At 73.6% G+C, this 23,715-nt stretch carries 19 protein-coding genes, 1 tRNA gene and 10 pseudogenes; 25 read left to right on the top strand and 5 right to left on the bottom strand.

Annotated elements, in window-relative coordinates; all coding sequences use genetic code 11:
- Positions 1-32 precede the first annotated feature (32 nt).
- From U6N30_RS01425 to U6N30_RS01445, 5 genes and pseudogenes are all read left to right on the top strand, one after another.
- Positions 33-2,295: pseudogene (locus tag U6N30_RS01425) on the top strand (sodium-translocating pyrophosphatase).
- A 211-nt stretch (positions 2,296-2,506) separates the two neighbouring features.
- Complete coding sequence (locus tag U6N30_RS01430; RefSeq protein WP_324275848.1) at positions 2,507-4,228, top strand: alpha/beta hydrolase; 1,722 nt, start codon at positions 2,507-2,509, stop codon at positions 4,226-4,228.
- 339 nt (positions 4,229-4,567) lie between these two features.
- Positions 4,568-6,697 carry a type I DNA topoisomerase gene (topA, locus tag U6N30_RS01435; RefSeq protein ID WP_324275849.1) on the top strand — a complete coding sequence of 710 codons (2,130 nt, stop codon included), beginning with the start codon at positions 4,568-4,570 and terminating at the stop codon, positions 6,695-6,697.
- Positions 6,694-6,930: pseudogene (locus tag U6N30_RS01440) on the top strand (topoisomerase C-terminal repeat-containing protein); the annotation flags it as partial. The gene topA and the pseudogene U6N30_RS01440, both read left to right, overlap by 4 nt.
- Complete coding sequence (locus U6N30_RS01445; RefSeq protein ID WP_324275850.1) at positions 6,821-7,294, top strand: topoisomerase C-terminal repeat-containing protein; 474 nt, start codon at positions 6,821-6,823, stop codon at positions 7,292-7,294. The pseudogene U6N30_RS01440 and the gene U6N30_RS01445, both read left to right, overlap by 110 nt.
- A 44-nt stretch (positions 7,295-7,338) precedes the next feature.
- Here U6N30_RS01445 and U6N30_RS01450 read toward each other — a convergent pair whose 3' ends face one another.
- Together U6N30_RS01450 and U6N30_RS01455 are read right to left on the bottom strand one after the other, a co-directional pair.
- Positions 7,339-7,542 (bottom strand): class I SAM-dependent methyltransferase, encoded by a 204-nt coding sequence (locus U6N30_RS01450; protein ID WP_324275851.1) that lies wholly within the window; start codon positions 7,540-7,542, stop codon positions 7,339-7,341.
- 193 nt (positions 7,543-7,735) lie between these two features.
- Positions 7,736-8,128 (bottom strand): annotated as a pseudogene (locus U6N30_RS01455) (class I SAM-dependent methyltransferase); the annotation flags it as partial.
- A 292-nt stretch (positions 8,129-8,420) separates the two neighbouring features.
- Here U6N30_RS01455 and U6N30_RS01460 point away from each other — a divergent pair.
- From U6N30_RS01460 to U6N30_RS01485, 6 genes and pseudogenes are all read left to right on the top strand, one after another.
- Positions 8,421-9,302: an MFS transporter gene (locus tag U6N30_RS01460; protein ID WP_324275852.1), complete on the top strand. Its 882-nt coding sequence runs from the start codon at positions 8,421-8,423 to the stop codon at positions 9,300-9,302.
- A pseudogene (locus U6N30_RS01465) lies at positions 9,251-9,715 on the top strand (MFS transporter); the annotation flags it as partial. The gene U6N30_RS01460 and the pseudogene U6N30_RS01465, both read left to right, overlap by 52 nt.
- A 203-nt stretch (positions 9,716-9,918) precedes the next feature.
- Positions 9,919-10,392 (top strand): annotated as a pseudogene (gene tmk / locus U6N30_RS01470) (dTMP kinase); the annotation flags it as partial.
- Positions 10,393-10,618: 226 nt separating this feature from the next.
- A complete protein-coding gene (locus U6N30_RS01475) occupies positions 10,619-11,296 on the top strand; it encodes an AAA family ATPase (protein ID WP_324275853.1) in 678 nt (225 codons plus the stop codon).
- A gap of 148 nt (positions 11,297-11,444) precedes the next feature.
- On the top strand, positions 11,445-11,801 hold the full coding sequence (locus U6N30_RS01480) for a hypothetical protein (protein ID WP_324275854.1): 357 nt from the start codon (positions 11,445-11,447) through the stop codon (positions 11,799-11,801).
- A gap of 57 nt (positions 11,802-11,858) precedes the next feature.
- Positions 11,859-11,931, top strand: a tRNA-Thr gene (locus U6N30_RS01485).
- A 60-nt stretch (positions 11,932-11,991) separates the two neighbouring features.
- Here U6N30_RS01485 and U6N30_RS01490 read toward each other — a convergent pair.
- On the bottom strand, positions 11,992-12,366 hold the full coding sequence (locus U6N30_RS01490) for a VOC family protein (RefSeq protein WP_324275855.1): 375 nt from the start codon (positions 12,364-12,366) through the stop codon (positions 11,992-11,994).
- Positions 12,367-12,538: 172 nt separating this feature from the next.
- Entirely contained in the window at positions 12,539-13,039 is a 501-nt protein-coding gene (locus U6N30_RS01495; protein WP_324275856.1) for an inorganic diphosphatase, read from the bottom strand.
- A gap of 290 nt (positions 13,040-13,329) precedes the next feature.
- Between U6N30_RS01495 and U6N30_RS33075 the strand changes: the two are divergent.
- The 14 genes and pseudogenes from U6N30_RS33075 to U6N30_RS01575 form a co-directional block, all read left to right on the top strand.
- Positions 13,330-14,165 (top strand): annotated as a pseudogene (locus tag U6N30_RS33075) (D-alanyl-D-alanine carboxypeptidase); the annotation flags it as partial.
- Positions 14,166-14,251: 86 nt separating this feature from the next.
- On the top strand, positions 14,252-14,503 hold the full coding sequence (locus U6N30_RS01510; protein ID WP_324278120.1) for a D-alanyl-D-alanine carboxypeptidase: 252 nt from the start codon (positions 14,252-14,254) through the stop codon (positions 14,501-14,503).
- A 109-nt stretch (positions 14,504-14,612) separates the two neighbouring features.
- Positions 14,613-15,632: pseudogene (locus U6N30_RS33080) on the top strand (zinc-dependent metalloprotease).
- Positions 15,633-15,669: 37 nt separating this feature from the next.
- Complete coding sequence (gene tilS / locus U6N30_RS01525) at positions 15,670-16,662, top strand: tRNA lysidine(34) synthetase TilS (protein WP_422678013.1); 993 nt, start codon at positions 15,670-15,672, stop codon at positions 16,660-16,662.
- Positions 16,659-17,243: a hypoxanthine phosphoribosyltransferase gene (gene hpt, locus U6N30_RS01530; RefSeq protein ID WP_479690570.1), complete on the top strand. Its 585-nt coding sequence runs from the start codon at positions 16,659-16,661 to the stop codon at positions 17,241-17,243. Before tilS ends, hpt begins: the two co-directional genes overlap by 4 nt.
- A gap of 444 nt (positions 17,244-17,687) precedes the next feature.
- A complete protein-coding gene (locus U6N30_RS35235; RefSeq protein WP_324275861.1) occupies positions 17,688-18,839 on the top strand; it encodes an ATP-dependent metallopeptidase FtsH/Yme1/Tma family protein in 1,152 nt (383 codons plus the stop codon).
- Positions 18,782-20,083 (top strand): GTP cyclohydrolase I, encoded by a 1,302-nt coding sequence (locus U6N30_RS35240; protein WP_479690610.1) that lies wholly within the window; start codon positions 18,782-18,784, stop codon positions 20,081-20,083. Before U6N30_RS35235 ends, U6N30_RS35240 begins: the two co-directional genes overlap by 58 nt.
- Entirely contained in the window at positions 20,041-20,283 is a 243-nt protein-coding gene (locus tag U6N30_RS35245) for a GTP cyclohydrolase I (protein WP_479690571.1), read from the top strand. The genes U6N30_RS35240 and U6N30_RS35245 overlap by 43 nt, the downstream gene beginning before the upstream one ends.
- Positions 20,284-20,326: 43 nt before the next feature.
- Positions 20,327-20,988: pseudogene (folP, locus tag U6N30_RS01550) on the top strand (dihydropteroate synthase); the annotation flags it as partial.
- 36 nt (positions 20,989-21,024) lie between these two features.
- On the top strand, positions 21,025-21,510 hold the full coding sequence (folB, locus tag U6N30_RS01555; protein WP_422678081.1) for a dihydroneopterin aldolase: 486 nt from the start codon (positions 21,025-21,027) through the stop codon (positions 21,508-21,510).
- Positions 21,511-21,559: 49 nt separating this feature from the next.
- Positions 21,560-21,715: pseudogene (locus U6N30_RS01560) on the top strand (2-amino-4-hydroxy-6-hydroxymethyldihydropteridine diphosphokinase); the annotation flags it as partial.
- A 34-nt stretch (positions 21,716-21,749) separates the two neighbouring features.
- Positions 21,750-21,896, top strand: a complete 147-nt coding sequence (locus U6N30_RS01565; protein ID WP_324275862.1) for a hypothetical protein — start codon at positions 21,750-21,752, stop codon at positions 21,894-21,896.
- Positions 21,884-22,006, top strand: coding sequence for a hypothetical protein (locus tag U6N30_RS01570; RefSeq protein WP_324275863.1), 123 nt, complete (start codon positions 21,884-21,886; stop codon positions 22,004-22,006). Before U6N30_RS01565 ends, U6N30_RS01570 begins: the two co-directional genes overlap by 13 nt.
- Positions 22,003-22,517: pseudogene (locus tag U6N30_RS01575) on the top strand (DUF3180 domain-containing protein). The gene U6N30_RS01570 and the pseudogene U6N30_RS01575 overlap by 4 nt, the downstream one beginning before the upstream one ends.
- Here U6N30_RS01575 and U6N30_RS01580 read toward each other — a convergent pair.
- The gene (locus U6N30_RS01580; RefSeq protein WP_324275864.1) at positions 22,514-23,605 is read right to left on the bottom strand and encodes an ABC transporter ATP-binding protein; all 1,092 of its coding nucleotides are present in this window, start codon (positions 23,603-23,605) and stop codon (positions 22,514-22,516) included. The pseudogene U6N30_RS01575 and the gene U6N30_RS01580 overlap by 4 nt on opposite strands.
- Positions 23,606-23,715: the final 110 nt, after the last annotated feature.

The following is a 23,715-nucleotide window of genomic DNA, read 5'->3' on the forward strand; positions in this document are numbered from 1 at the left end:
CCCGGCGGCCGCCGACCGCTTTGGAGGAACACATGCCCGACAGTTCGCTGTCCGGCGGGGACCTGGCGCTGGTCGCGCTCGTCCTCGTCGTCTCCCTGGCCGCCCTCGGGTTCGCCGCCTACCTGGTCCGGGCGGTCCTGGCCGCCGATCAGGGAACGGTGAAGATGCGCGAGATCGCGCAGGCGGTCCAGGAAGGCGCGGCGGCCTACCTGAGACGGCAGTTCCGCACGCTCGGCGTCTTCGCCGTCATCGTGTTCCTGCTGCTGCTGGTCCTCCCCGTGGCCGACGGAGGTTGGGAGACCCGCATCGGACGGGCGATCTTCTTCCTCGTCGGCGCGCTGTTCTCCGCCTCGGTCGGGTTCATCGGCATGACGCTGGCCACGCGCGGCAACGTCCGCGTCGCCGCGGCGGCCAACGCCGGGGGCTACCTGCCGTCCTTCCGCATCGCCTACCGCACCGGCGGCGTCGTCGGCATGATCACCGTCGGCCTGGGCCTGTTCGGCGCCGCGCTGGCACTGCTGCTCTTCGACCAGACCGCCCCGATCGTCCTCGAGGGCTTCGGCTTCGGCGGCGCCCTGCTCGCCATGTTCATGCGCGTCGGCGGCGGCATCTTCACCAAGGCCGCGGACGTGGGCGCGGACCTGGTGGGCAAGGTCGAGGCGGGCATCCCCGAGGACGACCCCGCAACGCGGCGACCATCGCCGACAACGTGGGCGACAACGTCGGCGACTGCGCCGGGATGGCGGCCGACCTCTTCGAGTCCTACGCGGTCACGCTGGTCGCCGCACTGATCCTCGGGCAGGTGTTCTTCGGCAACGTCGGCATGGTCTTCCCACTGCTGGTCGCCGGCATCGGCATCGTCGCCTCGGTGGTGGGGGTTCTCGCCACCCGGCCCAGCAAGACCGACTCCAGCGGGATGGCCCCGATCAACCGCGGCTTCTTCACCTCCGCCGCCGTCTCCCTCGTGCTGGTCGCCGCGGCCTCCTTCACCTACCTCCCGAGCGTCTCCGACGGCGACACGGCCGTCAGCCCGCAGGTCCTCGGGTTCGTCTCGGTGCTGATCGGCGTCGTCCTCGCCGCGACGATCCAGCAGCTCACCGGCTACTTCACCGAGACCAGCCGCAAGCCGGTGAAGGACATCGGCCGGAGCTCCCTGACCGGCCCGGCCACGGTGATCCTGTCCGGGATCTCGCTCGGGCTGGAGTCCGCGGTCTACGCCGCGGTGCTCATCGGCGGCGCGGTCTACGGCGCCTTCCTGATCGGCGGCGGGGCGGCCCTCTACGCCGTCGCGCTGGCCGGCTGCGGCCTGCTCACGACCGCCGGCGTCATCGTCGCGATGGACACCTTCGGGCCGGTCAGCGACAACGCCCAGGGCATCGCGGAGATGTCCGGCGACATCGACGACGACGGTGCGCGGGTCCTCACCGACCTCGACGCCGTCGGCAACACCACGAAGGCCATCACGAAGGGGATCGCGATCGCGACCGCCGTCCTCGCCGCCACCGCCCTCTTCGGCTCCTACAACGCGCAGATCGCGGTGGCTCTCGACGAGGCCGGCGACACCCTCGGTGACGCGTTCAGCCTGGTGAACCCGAACAACGTCGTCGGCGCGGTGCTCGGCGCCGCGGTGGTGTTCTTCTTCTCCGGCCTGGCGATCAGCGCGGTCTCCCGTGCCGCCGGGCGGGTCGTGTTCGAGGTCCGCGAGCAGTTCCGCACCAAGCCCGGGATCATGAACTACACCGAGCGGCCGGACTACAGCGCCGTCGTCGACATCTGCACCAAGGACTCACTGCGCGAGCTGGCCACCCCGGCCTGCTCGCCGTCCTCGCGCCCGTGGCGGTCGGCTTCGGGCTGGGCTTCGGACCGCTGGCCGCCTACCTGGTCGGAGCCATCGCGGCCGGCACCCTGATGGCGGTCTTCCTCTCCAACTCCGGTGGCGCCTGGGACAACGCCAAGAAGATGGTGGAGGACGGCGCCTACGGCGGGAAGGGCAGCGAGGCGCACGCCGCGACCGTCATCGGCGACACGGTGGGCGACCCGTTCAAGGACACCGCCGGCCCGGCCATCAACCCGCTGATCAAGGTGATGAACCTCGTGGCCCTGATCATCGCCCCCGCCGTCGTCGGGCTGTCCGTCGGAGAGGACGCCAACACCACCCTGCGCGTCCTCATCGCGCTGGTCGCGGTGCTCGTCATCGTCGTCTCCGTCGTGATCTCCAAGCGCCGGTCGGTCGTCGTCGGTGGCGCGCCGAATGCCACCGCCGACGGCGGCACGCTCACCACCACCGCTCCCTGAGCCCGTCGGCGATCCTCCGGCCGGCAACCGCCGGCCGGAGGATCGGCGCGCGGCATGTGGACCGGGTCGGTCCCTGTGGACGACGACGCCCGCGGTCGGCTCCCCGCGTCCTAGCGTCCGGAACTCCCCGCCCGCCCAGGGCACCGCTCCATCCAGGAGTTCCCATGACCTCGCCGAGTCCCCCGATCCCGTCCTCGTCCGGCCGGCCGCGGTGAGCGCACTGGCGGGTGACCTCGCCGGGCTGGCCGCCGAACTGCTGGACGACGCCGACACCTGCCGCGGGGCGGCCCGCTCGATGACGACGGCGATCGAGGGGAGCAGGGGTGGAGCGCGGGCGCGGCCGCCACCGCCTGGGCCGGGCTGGCGGAGGTGCTGGCAGAGCAGGCGAGCGCGCTGGCCCGCACCCTGGACGCCGCTGTGCAGGCCTACCTGGCCGAAGACGGTCGGATCGCGCGCGGCATCGGTGATCCCCGGCAGCTGCCCCGATGACGGCGCCGTCGACCATGCCCGAGCACGGGACGGCCGCGGGGCTGCGCGTCCTCGCGGCCTGGGACGTCGGGCTGCTGCACCGCGCGCTCGGCACGCTCGGGGCGGTGGCCGAGCGGCTCGGGGTCTGGCGGGCCCGGGTGGAGTGCGTCGCGCGCGCCCTGGACACGGGGAGGGCTGGTCCGGGCCGGCCTCGCGCAGCGCGGCGCTGGCGGTCCGGGACCTCTCGTCCGTCACCTGGGTGGTCGAGCAGGCGCTCGACGGCTCGCTGTCGGCTCTCGGCCGGCTCGGTACCGAGGCAGCCGCGGCCCAGGAGCAGGCGCGCGAGGCGCTCGTGCGCCCCGAGCGGGCCGATGGGGGCGAGGCCGCCCTGCGGCACGCCCGGGCGGCGTCGGCGGCCGCGGACGACGCCGGTGCGGCCCTGGCCGCCATCGGCCGGCGCGACGGTGTCGCGCCGGCCGATGTCACCGACCTCGGTGCCCGGGTGTCGCCCGCGCAGCCGGTGTGCGCGCCGTCGGCGCCGGCCGGTCCGCCCCGCGCGGTGGCGGCCTGGTGGGCGGCTCTCCCGCTGACCGCCCAGCTCACCGCCCTGCGCACGAACCCTCGCGGCCTGGGCGGCCTCGACGGGGTGCCCGCCTGGGCCCGCGACCGCGCGAACCGACAGCTCCTGACCGCCGCGCTGGCTGATCCGGGGACCACCCCGTACGCGGCCTTCACCGCCGGCGTCGTGGCCCGGCGGATCGAGCTCGAGGAGGCCGCCGGCCGCCGGGTGCAGCTCCACCTGCTCGATCTCGCCGGCGACCGCGTGGTGCTCGGGCTGGGCGACCTCGACACGGCCGATGCAGTGGCGCTGGTGGTGCCGGGCATCCACAACACGCCGGGCGACGACCTCGGCGGGCTCGTCGGGACGGCGCGGGCCGTCGCCGGAGCGGCTCGGCGGGCGGCCCCCGGCACGAGCGTCGCGGCGGCGGTGTGGCTGGGCTACGACAGTCCGAGCGGCGCCGCGCAGATCCTGGGACGGAGGAACGCGGTGGCCGGCGGTGCCGCGCTGGCCGATTCGCTGGCCGGTCTGCGCGCCGGCCGGGACGCGGTGGCCTCCACGGAGGCGAGGGCGACCGTGCTGGCGCACAGCTACGGAACCGTGGTGGTCGACGAGGCGGCGGACGAGCCCGGGATGCTGGCGGCCGACGCCGTCGTCCTCCTGGGCAGCCCCGGCATGGAGGAGGACGCGGCGAGCCTCGAGGCACCCGAGGTGCACGACGCCGCCGCCCCGGACGACCTCGTCGCTGCCCTCCGGTGGTTCGGCGGGCCGACCACCGCCGATTCCTTCGGTTCCGCCGAGCTGCCGGTCGGCCCCGGCACGGGGCACTCCGGGTACTACGACGAGGACCGCCCCACCCTGGCCGCGATGGGCCGGGTGGTGGCGGGGGTGCCGGACCCCCGGTGATCCCGCACGACCGGCCCGGACGGTGTGCCGGGGAACACCCGTGCGCGGCCGACGTTGGTCCGGGTGACGGCACGCCCACGGTGGGTCGCCCCCGGCGCCTTGTCCGGTGCGTGGCTTACCGTGGCCCGCCGAGGGGCCTTTCCGTGGCGGCGCAGGCCGGAGTCGGGGAGCGCTCGACGCCCCTGCGCCACCGCAGCACCACCGCAGCACCACTGACAGGAGCACCGTGCCCACGAAGACCAGCCAGACCGGAAGCGAGAGCACCGAGGCGACCGCCGGCGGTACGAAGGCGCCCGCACGCCGTCGGACGGCCGCGTCCGGGGCAAGCCGCTGGTCATCGTGGAGTCGCCCACGAAGGCGAACAAGATCGCCGGCTACCTGGGCAGCGGCTACGTCGTGGAGGCCAGCGTCGGGCACATCCGCGACCTGCCCCGCAACGCCGCGGACGTCCCCGCCGAGCACAAGGGCGCCGCGTGGGCGCGGCTCGGGGTCGACGTCGACAACTCCTTCGAGCCGCTCTACGTGGTCAGCCCCGATCGCAAGCAGCAGGTCAGCCGGCTCAAGCAGCTGGTGAAGGAGGCCAGCGAGGTCTATCTCGCGACAGACGAGGACCGCGAGGGCGAGGCCATCGCCTGGCACCTGGTCGACACCCTGAAACCACGGGTGCCGGTCCACCGGATGGTCTTCCACGAGATCACCCCCGAGGCGATCGCCCGTGCCGTGGCCAACCCTCGGGAGCTGGACACCGCGCTGGTCGACGCCCAGGAGACCCGCCGGATCCTCGACCGCCTCTACGGCTACGAGGTCTCCCCGGTGCTCTGGAAGAAGGTGCTGCCCAAGCTGTCGGCCGGCCGGGTGCAGTCGGTCGCGACCCGGATCGTGGTCGAGCGCGAGCGCGAGCGGATGGCCTTCCACGCCGCCGACTACTGGTCGCTCGAGGGCACGTTCGCCGTGCCGCGCACCGGGTCGGCCACCGACGAGGGCGAGCCGACGACGGTCCGGGCCAAGCTGGTCAGCGTCGACGACAGCCGGGTCGCCACCGGCAGGGACTTCGACCCCGCCACCGGCCGGGTCACCGGCGACGTCGTCCACCTCGACGAGGCCGGTGCCCGTGGCCTCGCGGCCCGTCTCGAGGGCCGTCAGGTCACGGTCGGCCGGGTCGACGAAAAGCCGTACCGCCGTCGTCCGTACGCCCCGTTCACCACCTCCACGCTGCAGATGGACGCCGGCCGCAAGCTCGGCTGGTCGTCGGCGCAGACGATGCGGGTGGCGCAGCGGCTGTACGAGAACGGCCACATCACCTACATGCGCACCGACTCCACGAACCTCTCGCAGGAGGCGATCAACGCCGCCCGCCAGCAGGCGCGGGAGCTGTACGGCGACGCCTACGTGCCGGCCGAGGCGCGGCGGTACAAGAGCAAGGCGAAGGGCGCGCAGGAGGCGCACGAGGCGATCCGCCCGGCCGGCGACAACTTCCGGACGCCGGGCCAGCTGGCGCCGCAGCTCGCCCGCGACGAGTTCCGGCTCTACGAGCTGATCTGGCAGCGCACCGTCGCGTCGCAGATGGCCGATGCCGTCGGGCAGACCGTCAGCATCCGCCTGGCCGGCCGCAGCGCCACCGACGAGGCCGTGGAGTTCACCGCGAGCGGCCGCACGATCACGTTCCCCGGTTTCCTCAAGGCCTACGTCGAGTCCCGCGAGGAGACCCCGGCGACGGGTGACGACGAGGCCGGCAGCGACGACGCCGAGCGCCGGCTGCCCCGCCTCGAGCGCGGTCAGCGGCTGGACACCGAGGCGCTCGATGCCAAGGGGCACACGACGAGCCCGCCGGCCCGCTACACCGAGCCCAGCCTGGTCGCCCGGCTCGAGGAGCTGGGCATCGGCCGCCCGTCGACCTTCGCGTCGATCATGCAGACCATCCAGGACCGCGGGTACGTGTGGAAGAAGGGCAACTCCCTGGTGCCCTCCTTCATCGCGTTCGCCGTGGTGAACCTGCTGGAGCAGCACTTCGCGCAGCTGGTCGACTACCAGTTCACCGCCTCGCTGGAGGAGGAGCTCGACCAGATCGCCGACGGCAACCTGCAGCGGGTCGACTGGCTGACCGAGTTCTACTTCGGTGGCGGGGGCCGCGGTGACGGCGGCATCGCCGAGTCCGGTGGCCTCAAGCAGATCGTCGGCCAGCGGCTCGAGGAGATCGACGCCCGCGGTGTCAACTCCATCCCGCTGCGGGCGACCAGCCCCGACGGCGAGCCGGTCGTGGCACGGGTCGGCCGGTACGGGCCGTATCTGCAGGCCGGTGGCGAGGACGGCGCGCGGGTCAGCATCCCCGAGGACCTCGCGCCCGACGAGCTGACCGCCGAGAAGGTCAAGGAGCTGCTGGAGGCCCCTCGGGCGACCGCGAGCTCGGCATCGACCCCGCGTCCGGGCACCCGGTCGTGGTCAAGGCCGGCCGCTACGGCCCGTACGTGACGACCGTCGTCCCGGAGGGCAGCAAGGACAGCCCCCGGACGGCGAGTCTCTTCGCCTCGATGTCGCCGGAGACACTGACCATCGAGCAGGCGCTGGAGCTCCTGACGCTGCCGCGCACGGTCGGTGCCGCGCCCGACGGCGAGGAGATCCAGGCGCTCAACGGCCGGTACGGCCCCTACATCAAGAAGGGCACCGACTCCCGCTCGCTCGACAGCGAGGAGAAGCTGTTCACCGTCACCCTCGACGAGGCGCTGGCGATCTTCGCCCAGCCCAAGCAGCGCGGACGCGCCGCCGCGAAGGCCCCCTCAAGGAGCTGGGTCCCGACCCGGTCACGGAGGGCAGGTCACCGTCCGCGAGGGCCGGTTCGGGCCCTACGTCACCGACGGGGAGACCAACGCCAGCCTGCGCAAGGGCGACGACGTCGAGACGATCACCATCGAGCGCGCGGCCGAGCTGCTGGCCGATCGTCGCGCACGGGGGCCGGTGACGAAGAAGAAGGCCGCGAAGAAGACGACGGCCAAGAAGGCTGCGGCGAAGAAGGCGCCCGCCAAGAAGGCCGCGGCGAAGAAGGCCGCGGACCCGGTCACCGCGGGCTGACGGAGGACGCCGTCCCCCGCACGCTCGGGGCGAGGGTCCGAGGGTCAGGAGGGGCGGGTGCCGACGGCGAACACCCTCCGGAAGGGCAGCACGGTCGTGCCGTCCGGGCGCGGGGGATAGGCGGCGCGGAGGGCTGCGGCGTACTCCGCGGTGAAGCGGGCGGCGTCGTCGTCGCGGAGAAGGGCGAGCACCGGCCGCAGCACCGTGCCGCCCACCCAGCCGAGCACCGGGTCCGGTCCGCTCAGCACGTGCAGGTAGGTGGTCTCCCACGCATCGGCCGTCAGCCCGGCCCCGGTCAGGGGCGTCGAGGTAGCCCAGGGGCTCCAGGACGGCGTCGGGTCGGGGTGCGGCCCCCGCCAGCCGGTCGGCCCACCGGGGCGAGCGGCACAGCTGCGCCAGCAGCGCGTGCGTGGGTGCGCGGAAGTTCCCGGGCACCTGGACGGCGAGCCAGCCGCCGGGTGACAGCCATCCGGCCCATCGCGCGAGCAGTTCGTCGTGGCCGGGCACCCAGTGCAGGACGGCGTTGCTGACCAGGACGTCCACCGGGGCCTGCGGCGTCCAGTCGCGTACATCCCCGAGCACGAACTCGACGTGCTCCGGGACGGCCGCCGCGGCGGCCAGCATCTCCGGGGAGGAGTCGACGCCGGTGACGTGCGCGCCAGGCCAGTGCCGGGCGAGCGATGCCGTCAGGCTGCCCTCGCCGCAGCCGAGATCGACGACCTCCCGGGGTTCTCGGCGCGGACCCGGGCCACCAGCTCGGCGAACGGCCGGGCCCGCTCCCCGGCGAAGCGGAGGTAGCCGACGGGATCCCATGCGGGGTCGGCGTCCCGTCATCCGCCGTGCACCCCAGCTCTGCCACCGGTTCCGACCCTAGTCATCCGACGGCCACGGCGCGGCAGTTCCGTCATCCCTCCGGGCGCTGATTGGCCGGAAACGTCTGCCTACACCGGTAACGTGAGGCCGCCCAGGGACCCTCGCGCACCCCACCTCCGACCCGGGAGCACCGATTCCGTCCGACCCGACGTCCTCGGCACCGCCACCCGACGAGGCACCTCCGGCCGAAGCGACGACCCCGCCGGCCGACGGCCTGCCGCCGGCGGGCACGCCGGTGCCTCCGGACGCCCCGATGCCGCTGACCGACCTCGCTCCTGGCGGGAGCGCCGGGGGCGGGCACGACGGTGCGGACGCCGCCGGCGACAACCTCGGCGCGGTCGGTCTCGGCGCCAAGCTGCGCGCCGTGCTCCGGATCCGCGAATTCCGCCGGCTGTGGTACTCGACGTCGCTGTCCAGCTTCGGTGACTGGCTGGGGCTGCTGGCCATCACCGCCACCGCCACCTCGCTGTTCGACGACGCCGCGGCGAAGAACTTCGCGCTGGGCGGGGTGCTGCTGTTCCGGTTGCTGCCCGCGATCGTGCTCGGTCCGCTGGCGGGGGCCTTCGCCGACCGGTTCGACCGGCGCAAGACGATGGTGGTCACGCACGTCGTCCGATTCCTGCTGTTCGCGTCGATCCCCGTGGTGAACGAGCTGGTCTGGCTGTTCATCGCCCAGTTCGTCATCGAGGCGGTCAGCCTCTTCTTCATCCCGGCCAAGGACGCCGCGGTCCCGAACATGGTGCGCAAGGACCAGCTGGAGTCGGCCAACCAGCTGTCGCTGGTCACCACGTACGGGCTCACGCCGGTGCTGGCGGGGGTCGTGTTCGCCGTGCTCGCCGCCGTCGGCGGTCCGCTGAGCCGGGCGGTGCCCGGGCTCGACGAGATCGATCTGGCTCTCTACCTCAACGCGCTGACCTACCTGGTTGCCGCGGTCATCATCTGGAACCTCTCCTCGATCAGCGGTCGCCGGTCGGGGCGGACCGTCGACGGGGAGACCTTCTTCGGCTCGTTGCGCACCGGGTTCTCCTTCGCCGGCCACACCCCGCTGGTCCGGGGCTGGTCATCGGCATCACCGGCGCCTTCATGGCCGCCGGGGTCGTCATCGCCACGGCCCAGGCCTTCGCCCGCTCGCTGAGCGCCGGGTCGGCCGCCTACGGCATGTTGTTCGGCGCGGTGTTCGTGGGGCTCGGTATCGGCATCGCGGTGGGTCCGAGCGTGGCGCGCGACCTCTCGCGCCAGCGGATGTTCGGGGTCGCCATCGTCGGGGCCGGTGCGGCCGTGGCGCTGCTGGCCTGGAGCATCGCGCTCTGGATCGCACTGCTGCTGGTCGTCCTCATGGGGTTCTTCGCCGGGATCGCCTACCTGGCCGGGTTCACCCTGCTGGGAAGCGAGGTCGAGGACGCGGTGCGGGGGCGGACGTTCGCCCTGGTCAACTCGCTGGTGCGGACTGCACTCATCCTCAGCCTCGCGGTCACCCCGTTCCTGGTGGGCGCCTTCGGCCGGCGCACGGTCGATCTCGGCTTCAGCGAGCTGGTCGTCACCGGCGAGCGGCTGGCGCTGTTCGTCGCGGGGCTGCTCGCTCTGGGCGTCGGGGTGCTGGCCTACCGGCAGATGGACGACGGGCGGCCCGTGCCGCTGCTCGCCGACGTGGTCACCGCGCTCCGACGCGACACCACCGCGCGGCGGCGGCTGGCCGGAGGCGGTGTCCTCATCGCCTTCGAGGGCGGGAGGGAGCCGGGAAGTCCACCCAGGTGCGCCGCCTGCAGGAGTGGCTCACCAACGAGGGGCTGGTCGCGCGCGCGACCTTCGAGCCGGGGGCGACGCCCTCGGGCGCCGGCATCCGCTCCATCGTGCTCGACAAGGCCAACGTCGGGATCTCCTCCCGGTCGGAAGCCCTGCTCTACGCCGCCGACCGCGCCCAGCACGTGCACGACGTCCTCCGGCCGGGTCTCGACGCCGGGGAGGTGGTCATCACCGACCGGTTCGTCGACAGCTCGCTGGCCTACCAGGGCGCGGGCCGGACGATCCCGCTGGACGACGTCCGGATGCTCTCGCGCTGGGCCACCGAGGACCTCGAGCCCGATCTGACGATCCTGCTGGACCTCCCGCCGGAGGTCGGCCTGGCCCGCGCCCGGGGCCGGGCCGTCGCCGACCGGCTGGAGTCGGAGTCGCTGGAGTTCCACCAGCGCGTCCGCCAGACGTTCCGCGCTCTCGCGGAGGCGAGCCCCGACCGCTACCTCGTGCTCGACGCGCGCCAGTCGCCGGACCAGATCGCCGCTGCGATCCGGGTCCAGGTCGCCGAGATCCTCTCCGGTCTGCCGCTGCAGCAACTCGCCCACGGCGAGCGGCCGGGGATGCCGACCACCGGCTCCACCGCCCCTGGCGCGGAGATCGCTGAGCCGGGAGCGCACCGCCCGCACGCCCAGACCGGGGCGACCCCCAGTTGCACCCGTGACCGCTGCCGAGGGCGTCTGGTCGCAGGTGATCGGCCAGGAGGCGGTCGTCGCCGAGCTGCGCGCGGCCGTGGCCGATCCCGCGGCGATGACCCACGCCTGGCTGTTCACCGGCCCGCCGGGATCCGGCCGCTCGGTGGCTGCGCGGGCGTTCGCGGCCGCCCTCCAGTGCCCCGACGGCGGTGACGGCAGCTGCCACGCGTGCCGGACGGTGCTGGCCGGCACGCACGCCGACGTGCAGACCGTCGTGCCGGAGGGGTTGTCGATCGGGGTCGCCGAGGTCCGCGAGATCGTCCGGATCGCCGGGCGTGCGCCCTCGCAGGGCAGGTGGCAGGTGGTCCTCGTCGAGGATGCCGACCGGATGACCGAGCAGGCGTCGAACACCGTGCTGAAGATGCTCGAGGAGCCCCGGCGCGCACGGTGTTCCTGCTGTGCGCCCCGAGCCTGCACCCCGACGACGTGCCGGTCACCATCCGCTCGCGGTGCCGGGTCGTGGGTCTGCGGACCCCGCCGGTGGAGGCGGTCGCCGAGGTCCTCGTCCAGCGGGACGGCGTCGACCCGGCGCTGGCGGCGTGGTCCGCGGCGGCTGCGGCCGGGCACGTGGGACGCGCCCGGCGGCTGGCCCGCGACGAGGCCGCCCGGATGGCGCGCAAGGCCGTCCTCGACGTCCCGCTGAAGCTCGTCTCGCTCGCCGCCTGCCTCGACGCCGCCGACGACCTCGTCGGCGCCGCGCAGGAGGAAGCCGACGAGGCCTCGGCCGCGCTGGACGGCGCGGAGACCGAAGCGGTCAAGGCCAGCCTGGGCGTGGGCGCGCGCGGCCCGGGGTGGCCGCCGCCAGCCGCGGTACGGGGCAGCTCAAGGAGCTGGAGAAGCGGCAGAAGTCGCGGGCGACCCGCCTCGGCCGCGACTCCCTGGACCGGGCGCTGGTCGACCTCGCAGGTCTGTACCGCGACGCCCTGGTGCTCGACGCACTCTCGTCGACCCAGCCGGCCGAGGACCCGCCGCAGCTGCTGCACCCCGACCGTCGCGCCGACGCCGCCGAACTGGGCCGCCGGATCGGCGCCGAGGGGGCGCTGCGACGCATCGACGCCGTCCTGGACTGCCGGCTCGCTCTCGAGCAGAACGTGAAGCCGCGGATCGCCCTGGAAGCGCTCACCGTGGCCCTGCGCCTGCCCGGCTGACGCGGGTGGGCCTGCGTGGAACGGCCGCGGCGGTGCCGTAGGCTGTCCGGGCAGTCCGCCGCCTTAGCTCAGTCGGTAGAGCATCTCACTCGTAATGAGAAGGTCGTCGGTTCGATTCCGACAGGCGGCTCTCCTCGGACCAGCGGCTTCGCCCCTACGGGCGGAGCCGCTGAATCGTTCCCCGGGCCGGTCACCCGGCGCGCTCGGCCGCGCCGCGCTCGATGCAGAACTCGTTGCCCTCCGGGTCGAGCAGGGTGACCCAGCCCGGTCCCTCGGGGGTGCGGTGGTCCTCGTGCAGGGTGGCGCCGAGACCGAGCAACCGCGCCACCTCGTCGTCGCGCGTCCGCTCGGTCGGCGCCCAGTCCAGGTGCACGCGGTTCTTGACCGCCTTCGGCTCCGGCACCCGGATGAAGAGCAGGCCGGGAAGGGGCGCCGGCGCCTCGACCAGCACCTCGTCGTCGCCGGGCTGGTCCTCGTCGGAGACCGGCCAGCCGGTCGCCTCGCTCCAGAAGCGGGCCAGCTCGAAGGGGTCGGCGCAGTCGACGGTCACGTGCCGGGGCATCATCCGCGCGAGGCTAGCGACCACGCTCCCGTGCGGCACGCGGGTGATGGCCAGAACGGCAGACGGTGGCGCACCTCCCAGGAGGTGCGCCACCGTCGATGCGTTCGAGCTGGGCAAGGCCCCGCTGCAGGGTCCCACCGCGAGCGTGCGAGTGGTGGGGGCAGGGGGTCCTTACTCAGTGGTGGGGCGCGTCGGTCTTCGCGCGCTCGAGCGAGGCGAGGATCTCCGCCTCGGCCGCTTCGCGACCGACCCACTCGGCGCCCTCGACCGACTTGCCCGGCTCCAGGTCCTTGTAGGTCTCGAAGAAGTGCTGGATCTCCAGGCGGTCGAACTCCGACACGTCCGTGATGTCCCTGAGGTGGGACATCCGGGGGTCGGTGGCCGGCACGGTGAGGACCTTGTCGTCCCCGCCCGCCTCGTCGGTCATGCGGAACATGCCGATGGCCCGGCAGGTGATCAGGCACCCGGGGAAGGTCGGCTCCTCGAGCAGCACCAGGGCGTCGAGCGGGTCGCCGTCCTGGCCCAGGGTGTTCTCGATGTAGCCGTAGTCCGCCGGGTAGCGGGTGGAGGTGAACAGCATCCGGTCCAAGCGGATGCGTCCGGTGGCGTGGTCCAGCTCGTACTTGTTCCGCTGGCCCTTCGGGATTTCTACCGTCACGTCGAACTGCACGCGCATAGTCTGGCCCACGGTGGCCCCGCGCGTTCCGCGGAGGTCACCTTTTGGGGGTGGGCACCATCGCGTCGAGTGGTTCGACGATCGTCACGGCGAAGACCGGACGCTTCCGCCGGCGTATCGCCATGGGGGTCGTCGGGCTCGTCCTGCTCCTCATCGGCGGTGGTGTCGGCGTCGGTCTGCTACTCACCGGCGGGGGAGGGGACGACGGGTCGGTCGCCGTCCCCGATGCCCAGCTGCCCGACCTCGGTGAGGCGGCACCGGTCCTCGCCGCCCTCGGCAGCGAGGCGCCCATGCCGGATCCCGGCGTGCTGAGCAGCGAGCTGACCCCGTTGCTCACGGCGGCGGGCCTGGGCACCGGCGTCTCCGCCGAGGTCGTCGACGTGGCCACCGGCGAGGTGCTGCTGGACCTGGACGCCGACGACCCCGCCGTGCCGGCATCGACGGTCAAGCTGCTCACCGCCGCGGCCGTGCTGTCCTCGCTGGACCCCGCGGACACGCTCACGACGACCGTCGTCGCCGGAGCCACGCCGGGGAGGTGGTCCTGGTCGGAGGTGGCGACATCACGCTGTCCCGCACCGCGCCCTCGCAGTCCTATCCCGGCGCGGCGACGATGGCCGACCTCGCAACCCAGGTCACCGCGGCGATGCCGGCCGGAACCCCGGTCAGCCGGATCGTCGTCGACAACTCGCTGTTCAGCGGCACTCTCACCGCGCCCGGCTGGGGCAGCGGGGACGCACCCTCGACCTACGCCGCCCCGGTCACGGCCACCGCCGTCGACGGCGCCCGTGTGAGCCCCGGGTCCCTGGCACGCAGCGGGCAGCCGGGGATCGATGCCGGCTCCGCGCTGGCCGACGCTCTCGGCGTCCCCCGCGCCACGGTCGTCCTCGGGGAGGCCCCGGCGGGCGCGGAGACCCTCGCGAGCGTCGAGTCCGCGCCGATCGCCCGGCTCGTCGAGCAGATGCTGTCGCTGTCGGACAACATGCTGGCCGAGGCGCTGGCCCGTCAGGTCGCGATCGCCAACGACCTCCCGGCCACCTTCGAGGGCGCGGCCCGGGCGACCGTCGAGGTGCTCTCCCGGGCCGGGATCGACGTCACGGGGGTCGAGTTGTCCGACGGCAGCGGCCTGTCGCAGCAGGACCGGGTACCCGCCGGCGTGCTCACCGACGTCGTGACCGGCGCAGCCGACGGGGCCTCGACGGCGCCTCGTCGCTGCTGTCCGGTCTCCCGGTCGCCGGCTACGACGGAACCCTCCTCGACCGCGGGGACGCCGGCGCCGCCCCGGGCACGGTCCGGGCCAAGACCGGCACGCTGCTCGGGGTGCACGCCCTCGCCGGGACGGTCGTGACCACCGACGGACGGCTGCTGTCCTTCGCGGTCCTCGCCGACGGCTCGGCCGACGAACTCGCCGCCGAGAGCGCCCTGGACGACGTCGCCGCCGCACTGGCCGGCTGCGGCTGCCGCTAGCGCCCCCTGATCGCCCGACCGGGCATCGTCCGCCGCGTACCGTGAGGCGATGAGCAGCGCTTCCTCCCTGGTCGACTGGAACCTCGCCGGACGCACCGCGCGACGGCTGATGAGCGCCGGCCCGGCCACCACGCGGGACGAGGCCGCGGGTGTGGTGCGCGACCTGCACGAGGCCGCGGCGGTGGCCGTCTCGCACGTCGAGCAGCTGACCGGTCTGCGCGCGGTGGACGGCGGCCCCGCGCCGGAGGTCGTCGTCGTGGACCGGCCGGGCTGGGTCGACGCGAACACCCACGGGATGGCCGCGCTGCTGGACCCGCTGGTGGAGGCGCTCACCGCCAGGCAGGACAGCCGCCCCGGCCCGATCGCGACCGCCATCGGCTCACGGGCGACGGGGATCCAGGCCGGCGGCCTCCTGGCGTTCCTCTCCTCCCGCGTGCTCGGCCAGTACGAGGTCTTCGGCACCGGGGCCGGCTCCTGCTCGTCGCCCCCAACATCGTCGCCACCGAGCGGAAGCTCGGCGTCGACCCCGCCGACTTCCGGCTGTGGGTCTGCCTCCACGAGGTCACCCACCAGTTGCAGTTCACGGCCGTGCCGTGGCTCCAGGAACACCTGGAGGCGGAGATCGCCCGGTTCGTCGAGGCCACCGACCTCAGCGCCGACGTCCTGCGCGAGCGCCTCCAGGACGTGCTGCGCAGCGTCACCGACGCCGTCCGCGGCACGGACGGCGAGTCCGAGGGGCTGATGGCGCTGGTGCAGGACCCCGAGCAGCGCGCCGTCCTGGACCGGGTCACGGCCGTGATGAGCCTGGTCGAGGGCACGCCGAGTACGTCATGGACGGCGTCGGCCCGGACGTCGTCCCGTCGGTGACGACGCTGCGCAAGCGCTTCGCCCAGCGCCGGAAGGGCCGGGGGCCGCTGGACCGCGTCCTGCGCCGGCTGCTGGGCCTCGAGCAGAAGATGAAGCAGTACGCCGAGGGGCGCGTCTTCGTCGGGGTGTCATCGACCTGGTCGGCATGGAGGGCTTCAACCGCGTCTGGGAGGGGCCCGAGAACCTGCCCAGGATCGAGGAGCTCACCGCCCCCGAGCGCTGGGTCGAGCGGGTGCACGGCCGCCCGGCCATCCCCGCCTGACCCGGCACCGCACGACGTGGCCGGCCCTCCCCGGGCGGTGGCGGAGCTCCGCTCCGCCGTCCGTCCCGGTCTGCGCGACACCCGGGAGCCGGTCCTGGCCGCGTGCAGCGGTGGCGCCGACTCCCTCGCGCTCGCCGCGGCTCTCGCGTTCGAGGCACGGGACGCCGGTGTGCGCGTCGGCGGCGTCACCGTCGACCACGGCCTCCAGGCCGGGTCCGCCGAGCGCGCCGACCGGACCGCCGCCCTGCTCCGCGGGCTGGGCCTGGACCCGGTCCTCGTGGTCGCCGCCCACGTCGGTGCGGACGGTGGGCCGGAGGGCGCGGCCCGCGCCGCCCGGTACGTCGCCCTGGCCCGCGCAGCCCGCGAGCACGGCGCCAGGATCGCCCTCGGGCACACCCTCGACGACCAGGCCGAGACCGTCCTCCTGGGGCTCGGCCGGGGATCGGGACCGCGGTCGGTGGCGGGCATGGTCAGGATCCGCCAGGCCGACGGCGTCTGCTGGTGGCGGCCGCTGCTGACCGTCCGCCGCGCCACCGCCCGTGCGGCCTGCACCGACCAGGGACTCCCGGTGTGGGACGACCCCTGGAACGCCGATCCGGCCTACACCCGGGCGCGGCTGCGCGCCGAGGTGCTGCCCCTGCTCGAGCACGTCCTCGGTGGTGGCGTGGCTCCGGCGCTCGCCCGCACCGCCGAGCTGCTCCGGGACGACCTGGACGCGCTCGACGAACTGGCCGCCGCCCACCTGGCGCTTCTGACCAGCACCGACGGGCCGGCCGTCGAGGAGGTCGCCGGCCTGCCGACCGCGCTGCGGCGGCGGGTACTGCGCGGGTGGCTGCGGGCGGGCGGTGTCCCGGACCTGCAGGCCGTGCACCTCGTCGCCGTCGACGCGCTGCTGGTCCGCTGGCGCGGGCAGGGGCGGGTCGACCTACCCGGCGGCGCAGGCGTCGTCCGGACGTCTGGCAGGCTGGTCCTGCACCGCCCGGAGGACCGGGCCGCCCCACCCCCGCACTCCGAGGAGCCCTCAGCGTGAGCGAGTCTGCGACCACTCCCGGGGCGCTGGGCCCCGACCACGGGTACGGCCCGGACATCGACCACGTCATGCTGAGCGAGGCGCAGATCCAGGAGAAGATCGGCGAGCTCGCCGCGCAGGTGGCCGCCGACTACGCCGGCAAGGAGGTCCTGCTGGTCGGCGTCCTCAAGGGCGCTGTGCTGTTCATGAGCGACTTCGCCCGCGCCCTGCAGCTGCCCACGCAGATGGAGTTCATGGCCGTCTCGTCCTACGGCTCGGCCACCAGCTCCTCCGGCGTGGTCCGCATCCTCAAGGACCTCGACCGCGACATCACCGACAAGCACGTGCTGGTGCTCGAGGACATCATCGACTCCGGGCTCACCCTCTCCTGGCTGCTGAAGAACCTGGGCGGCCGGGCGCCGGCCTCGCTGGAGGTGTGCGCGCTGCTGCGCAAGCCCGACGCGGTGAAGGTCGAGGTGCCGGTGAAGTACGTCGGCTTCGACATCGCCAACGAGTTCGTCGTGGGCTACGGCCTGGACTACGCCGAGCGCTACCGCGACCTGCCCTACATCGCCACGCTCAAGCCTGAGATCTACGCCTGACATTGCGGTCCTGCCGGACCGCACCGCTGCCATGACACGGTCGTCCTTCGGACGACGAACGCGGCCAGGTGCCGTCCCCCGGTTGCGCTGAGCCCCTTCGTCGCGCTGCTCGGGGAGCCTTCGGCCCCGCCTCGCAGCACTCCCTCGCGGGGCGGCTCGTCTTCCGTTCCGCGGCTCGCCACCTCTCCACGGCGGCCCCGGGGCGTTCCGGTCGGGACCCTCCGGGCCCCGCGACCGGGCCACCCCTACCGGGGGCTTTCGCGTCGCGGCCAGGGGATCCACAGGTTCCCCGGTGTACCGTCGATTCCGACGACGCTGCTCCCAGCGCCGGGGTCCTCGCCCGGATCGCAGGCGGCGTCCCCGGACGATCAGGAGGGTCGACGGGCCGACCGGTCTTCCGGCGCCCGGCATCGGTGTATGGAACGTAAGAAGATCTTCCGCTCCGTGTGGTTCTGGGTCGTCCTCGTCGTCCTGGTGGCCCTCACGTTCTCGTCCGTCTTCAGCGGCAACGACGGCTACCACGAGGTCCGCACCTCCGTGGCGCTCGAGCAGTTCCGCGAGGGCAACGTCGAGTCCGTCACGATCAACGACAAGGAGCAGACCCTCGACATCGACGTCCGGGACGAGGTCGAGGACAGCAACCAGATCACCGCGTCGTACCCGCTCGGTGCCGCCGACGACGTCTACGACCTGGTCACCGGTGAGGCCGACGCCGACGCCGTCCAGTTCGACACCAACGTCACCCAGCAGAGCCTGCTGGTCAGCCTGCTGGTCAGCTTCCTGCCGTTCCTGATCCTCCTGCTCCTGCTGTTCTGGCTGTTCAACTCCATGCAGGGCGGCGGCCGCGGCGTCATGGCCTTCGGCAAGTCCAAGGCCAAGCAGGTCACCAAGGACACGCCGAAGACGACGTTCTCCGACGTGGCCGGTGCCGACGAGGCCATCGAGGAACTCCACGAGATCAAGGACTTCCTGCAGAACCCGGTCAAGTTCCAGGCCGTGGGCGCGAAGATCCCCAAGGGCGTGCTGCTGTTCGGCCCGCCCGGAACCGGCAAGACCCTGCTGGCCCGCGCCGTGGCCGGCGAGGCAGGCGTGCCGTTCTTCTCGATCTCCGGCTCGGACTTCGTCGAGATGTTCGTCGGCGTCGGCGCCAGCCGCGTCCGCGACCTGTTCACCCAGGCCAAGGAGAACGCCCCGGCGATCATCTTCGTCGACGAGATCGACGCCGTCGGCCGGCACCGCGGCGCCGGCATGGGCGGCGGGCACGACGAGCGCGAGCAGACGCTCAACCAGATGCTCGTCGAGATGGACGGCTTCGACGTGAAGGGCGGCGTCATCATGATCGCCGCCACCAACCGGCCGGACATCCTGGACCCGGCGCTGCTGCGCCGGGGCGTTTCGACCGGCAGATCGCCGTCGACCGGCCCGACCTGCTGGGCCGCAAGAAGATCCTCGAGGTCCACGCCAAGGGCAAGCCCCTGGCGCCCGACGTCGACCTGGAGACCGTCGCCCGCCGCAGCCCCGGGTTCACCGGCGCCGACCTGGCCAACGTGCTCAACGAGGCCGCGCTGCTCACCGCCCGCAACAACGGGTCGCTGATCACCGACGAGACCCTCGAGGAGGCGATCGACCGGGTCATCGCCGGCCCCGAGCGCAAGACGCGGGCGATGAGCGAGAAGGAGAAGAAGGTGACCGCCTACCACGAGGGCGGCCACGCCCTCGTCGCGCACGCGCTGCCGAACCTGGACCCCGTGCACAAGGTCACGATCCTGCCGCGCGGGCGCTCGCTCGGGCACACGCTGGTGCTGCCGACCGAGGACAAGTACACCCAGACCCGGTCGGAGATGATCGACACCCTGGCCTACGCCCTCGGTGGGCGCGCGGCCGAGGAGCTGGTCTTCCACGAGCCGACCACCGGCGCGGGCAACGACATCGAGAAGGCCACCGCCATGGCGCGGGCCATGGTCACCCAGTACGGCATGAGCGCGAAGCTGGGCGCGGTCAAGTACGGCAGCGATGCAGCCGAGCCGTTCATGGGCCGCGACATGGGCTCCCGGCCGGACTACTCCGAGGCCGTGGCCGCCGACATCGACGCGGAGATCCGCGCCCTGATCGAGGCCGCGCACGACGAGGCCTGGGAGATCCTGGTCGAGTACCGGCACGTCCTCGACCAGCTCGTCCTGGAGCTGATGGAGAAGGAGACCCTCTCCAAGGAGGACATGGCGCGCATCTGCGCGCCGGTCCACAAGCGCCCTCGCTCGCGCCCTACAACGGGTTCGGCAAGCGGACGCCGTCCGACCAGCCGCCGGTGCTCACCCCCGCCGAGCTTGCCGCGCAGAACGGCGGCTCGCCCAACGGCCACGCCGTCGGGGAGACGCCCTCCCCGGTGGGCGACGTCGGGGCACCCGTCCAGCGATGAGCGCGGTGCCGGCCGGGGAGGGCGGGGAGGCCACAGACCAGCTGCTGACGGCGCCGCGCGGCGTCGACCAGGAGCGCGCGGCCGCCGCGGTCCGCGAACTGCTGATCGCCGTGGGGAGGACCCCGACCGGCCGGGCCTCCAGGACACGCCCCAGCGGGTGGCCCGCGCCTACGCCGAGACCTTCGCCGGGCTGGGCCAGGACCCCTACGACGTCCTCTCGACGACCTTCGACGAGGACCACGACGAGCTGGTGCTGGTCAAGGACATCCCGATGTACTCGACCTGCGAGCACCACCTGGTGCCCTTCCACGGAGTCGCGCACATCGGCTACATCCCGGGGAGGACGGACGGGTCACCGGGCTGTCCAAGCTCGCGCGCCTGGTGGAGGTCTACGCGCGACGGCCGCAGGTGCAGGAGCGGATGACCAGCCAGATCGCCGACGCGCTCGCCGACGTGCTCAAGCCCCGCGGGGTCCTGGTGATCATCCAGGCCGAGCACCTGTGCATGGCCATGCGCGGCGTCCGCAAGCCCGGCTCGTCCACCGTCACCTCGGCGGTCCGCGGCATCTTCCGCGACAACCCGGCGACCAGGAGCGAGGCGATGAGCCTCGTGCTCGGGAGGTGACGGGCGCGTGATCGCCCTCCCGCGCCCGGGCCGGTGCGTGGTCATGGGCGTCCTGAACGTCACCCCGGACTCCTTCTCCGACGGCGGGTGCTTCGCCGATGCGGCGTCGGCCGTCGCCCGCGGGCTGGAGATGCACGCGTCGGGCGCGGACTTCGTCGACGTCGGGGGTGAATCCACCCGTCCCGGCGCCGACCGGGTGGACATCGCCGAGGAGAGCGCCCGGGTCCTCCCGGTGATCCGCGCGCTGACCGCCGCCGGCGTACGCACCAGCGTGGACACCACCCGGGCCGAGGTCGCCGAGGCCGCGATCGCTGCGGGCGCGACCCTGGTCAACGACGTCAGCGGGGGCTCGCCGACAAGAACATGGCCGACCTGGTGGCGGAGGCCGGCGTCCCGTGGGTGCTCATGCACTGGCGCGGGCACAGCCGCGAGATGTACGCGGCGGCGCAGTACGGCGACGTCGTCACCGAGGTCTGCGCCGAGCTCACCGCCCGCGTCGAGGACGTCGTCGCCGCGGGGGTGGCTCCCGAGCAGCTCGTGCTCGACCCGGGCCTCGGCTTCGCCAAGAACGCCGAGCACAACTGGGCGCTCCTGGCCGGCCTCGACCGACTCGTCGCCCTGGGCCTGCCCGTCCTCGTCGGCGCCTCCCGCAAGACCTTCCTCGGCAGGCTCCTGGCGGGCCCCGACGGCAGCCCGCGTCCCGCCGAGCTCCGCGACGACGCCACGCTGGCCACCACCGTGATGGCCGCCGAGGCCGGGGTGTGGGGGTCCGGGTGCACGACGCGGCCGCCTCCGTCGACGCCGTCCGCACCGTCGAGGCGGTTCGCGCGGCACGGGGTGCCGACCGTGGCTGAGTCCCCGGTGACACAGGACCGGATCACGATCCGCGGTCTGCGCGCGCACGGCAACCACGGGGTCTACGACTTCGAGCGGGAGCGCGGGCAGGTGTTCCTCGTCGACGCGGTCCTGGAGCTCGACACCTCCGCTGCTGCCGCGGGTGACGACCTCGGACGCACCGTGAACTACGCCGAGCTGGCGCACGCGCTCTACGCCGTCGTCACCGGTGAGCCGGTGAACCTGATCGAGACCCTCGCGCAGCGCCTCGCCGACGTCTGCCTGGCGGACTCCCTGGTCGACGCGGTGGAGATCACCGTGCACAAGCCCCAGGCCGAACTGGGCGTCCCCTTCGACGACGTCACCGTCACCATCCGACGCGGGCGTCGATGACGAGGCGGTCCTCTCGCTCGGCGCCAACCTGGGGGACCGGGCCGGCGCGATCCGCTCGGCCGTCACCGCGCTGAAGGACGACGGGCTGCTCGCCCGCTCCACCCTCTACGAGACCCCGCCCTGGGGACCGGTCGAGCAGCCGCCGTACCTGAACGCCGTCGTCGTGGTGCGTGGCCCTCGGGACGCCTCCGGCTGGCTGGCGCGGGCCCACGAGCTGGAGCAGGCGGCCGGCCGCGTGCGTGAGGAGCGCTGGGGCCCGCGCACTCGACGTCGACGTCGTCACGGTGACCGAGGACGACGGGACACCGGTGCTCTCCGAGGACCTCGACCTGACCCTGCCCCACCCCGGGCCCACCAGCGGGCGTTCGTGCTGGTGCCGTGGCTGACCCTGGACCCCGGGGCGGTGGTCCCGGGTCGCGGGCGAGTGGCCGATCTGGTGGCCGCGCTGCCGCCCGACGACGTCGCCGCCGTCGTCCGCTGGGACCACCTGCGATGAACCCCGTCCGCCGGCGCGACCTCGCCGTCCTGGCCGGGGGACTCGCCGTCGCCGCGTGGCTGCTGGTCCGCGCCCTGTACGGCGAGCTGCCGGCACTGGACTGGTGGCTGCCGGTCCCGCTCGCGGTGCTCGCGCTGGCCGAGGCACTGGGCGCGCGCACGCTGAGGGTGCGCCTCGCGGCGCTGCGCGCGGCGCGGATCCGTCCGGGGCAGCCGACCGCGACCTCGCCCCGCGCCCCCGTCCGGCCGGTGGAGCCGATGCTGGTCGCGCGTCTGGCGGTGCTGGCGCAGGCCAGCGCGTACGTCGGCGCCGTCTTCGCCGGGATCTGGGCGGGTGTGCTGGCCCACGTGGGCCCGGCGGTGGACCGCATCCAGGCGGCCGGGGCGACACCCTGACCGCGGTCATCGGCGTCGTCTCCTCTTCGGCCCTGGTGGCCGCCGCGCTGTGGCTGGAGTCGGTGTGCCGCGTCCCTCCCGAGGAGGACGGCCCGACCGAGGGCGTCTCCGCCTAGCCGCGGGTGGCGCCGGCGATCTCCGGGACGGTGCCCTCGACCGAGCGGCGCAGCGCGGCGTGCAGCGACTCGGGGGTGAGCACACCCAGGAAGCGGTCGCCGTCGAGCACCGCCACCCAGCCCGCCTCGTGCTGGAGCATCGTGGCGAACGCCGTCTTGAGCGAGGCGTCCTCGGGGACCCAGGCCTCCATGCGACGCGCTGCGGATCCGACCCTGCCCGCGCCGCCCGCCCGCTCCAGCGACAGCCAGCCGTGCAGCTGTCCCGAGTCGTCCAGGACGACGGCCCAGCGCGCCCCGGCCTGCTCCAGCGCGGAGCGGGCGTCGGCCAGTCCGTCGGCGACGTGCACAACCGGGGGCTGCTCGAGATCGGCGGCGTCGATGCCGGTCACGGCCAGCCGCTTGAGGCCACGGTCGGCCCCGACGAAGTCGGCGACGAACGCGTTGGCCGGGCGTCCGAGCAGGTCGGCGGGGGTGGCGTACTGCTCGACGCGGCCACCCTCGCTCATGATGGCGATCCGGTCGCCGAGTCGCACGGCCTCCTCGATGTCGTGCGTGACGAACACGATGGTCTTGCCGACGGCGGCCTGCAGCCGGAGGAACTCCGTCTGGAGGCGCTCGCGCACGATCGGGTCGACGGCGGAGAACGGCTCGTCCATCAGCAGCACCGACGGATCGGCCGCCAGTGCCCGGGCGACGCCGGCCCGCTGGCGCTGCCCGCCGGAGAGCTGGTGGGGGTAGCGGTCGCCGTGCAGCGCAGGTTCGAGGCCGACGAGCACGAGCAGTTCCTCCACCCGGTCGCGGGTCCGCCGCTTGTCCCAACCCAGCAGCCGGGGCACGGTGCCCACGTTGGCGCGGATCGTCTGGTGGGGGAAGAGCCCTACGTTCTGGATGACGTAGCCGATCCGGCGGCGCAGCTTCACCGGATCGACGCCGGTGACGTCGTCCGCGCCCAGCAGGATCCGCCCGGTCGTCGGTTCGATGATCCGGTTGATCATCTTCATCGTCGTCGTCTTGCCGCAGCCCGAGGGCCCTACCAGCACGGTGAGCTCGCCGGCCGCGAAGGTCAGGTCCAGCTCCTGGACCCCCACGGTGCCGTCCGGGTAGACCTTGCTGACCCCTCCAGGCGGATCTCCTCAGCTCCTGCCGACGATGCGGGGCGCAGGGGTGGGGCAGTACCGTCCACGAGGTGGCCTTCCTT

It is taken from the genome of Blastococcus brunescens, assembly GCF_035320885.1.
In the GTDB taxonomy this organism is placed as follows: domain Bacteria; phylum Actinomycetota; class Actinomycetes; order Mycobacteriales; family Geodermatophilaceae; genus Blastococcus_B; species Blastococcus_B brunescens.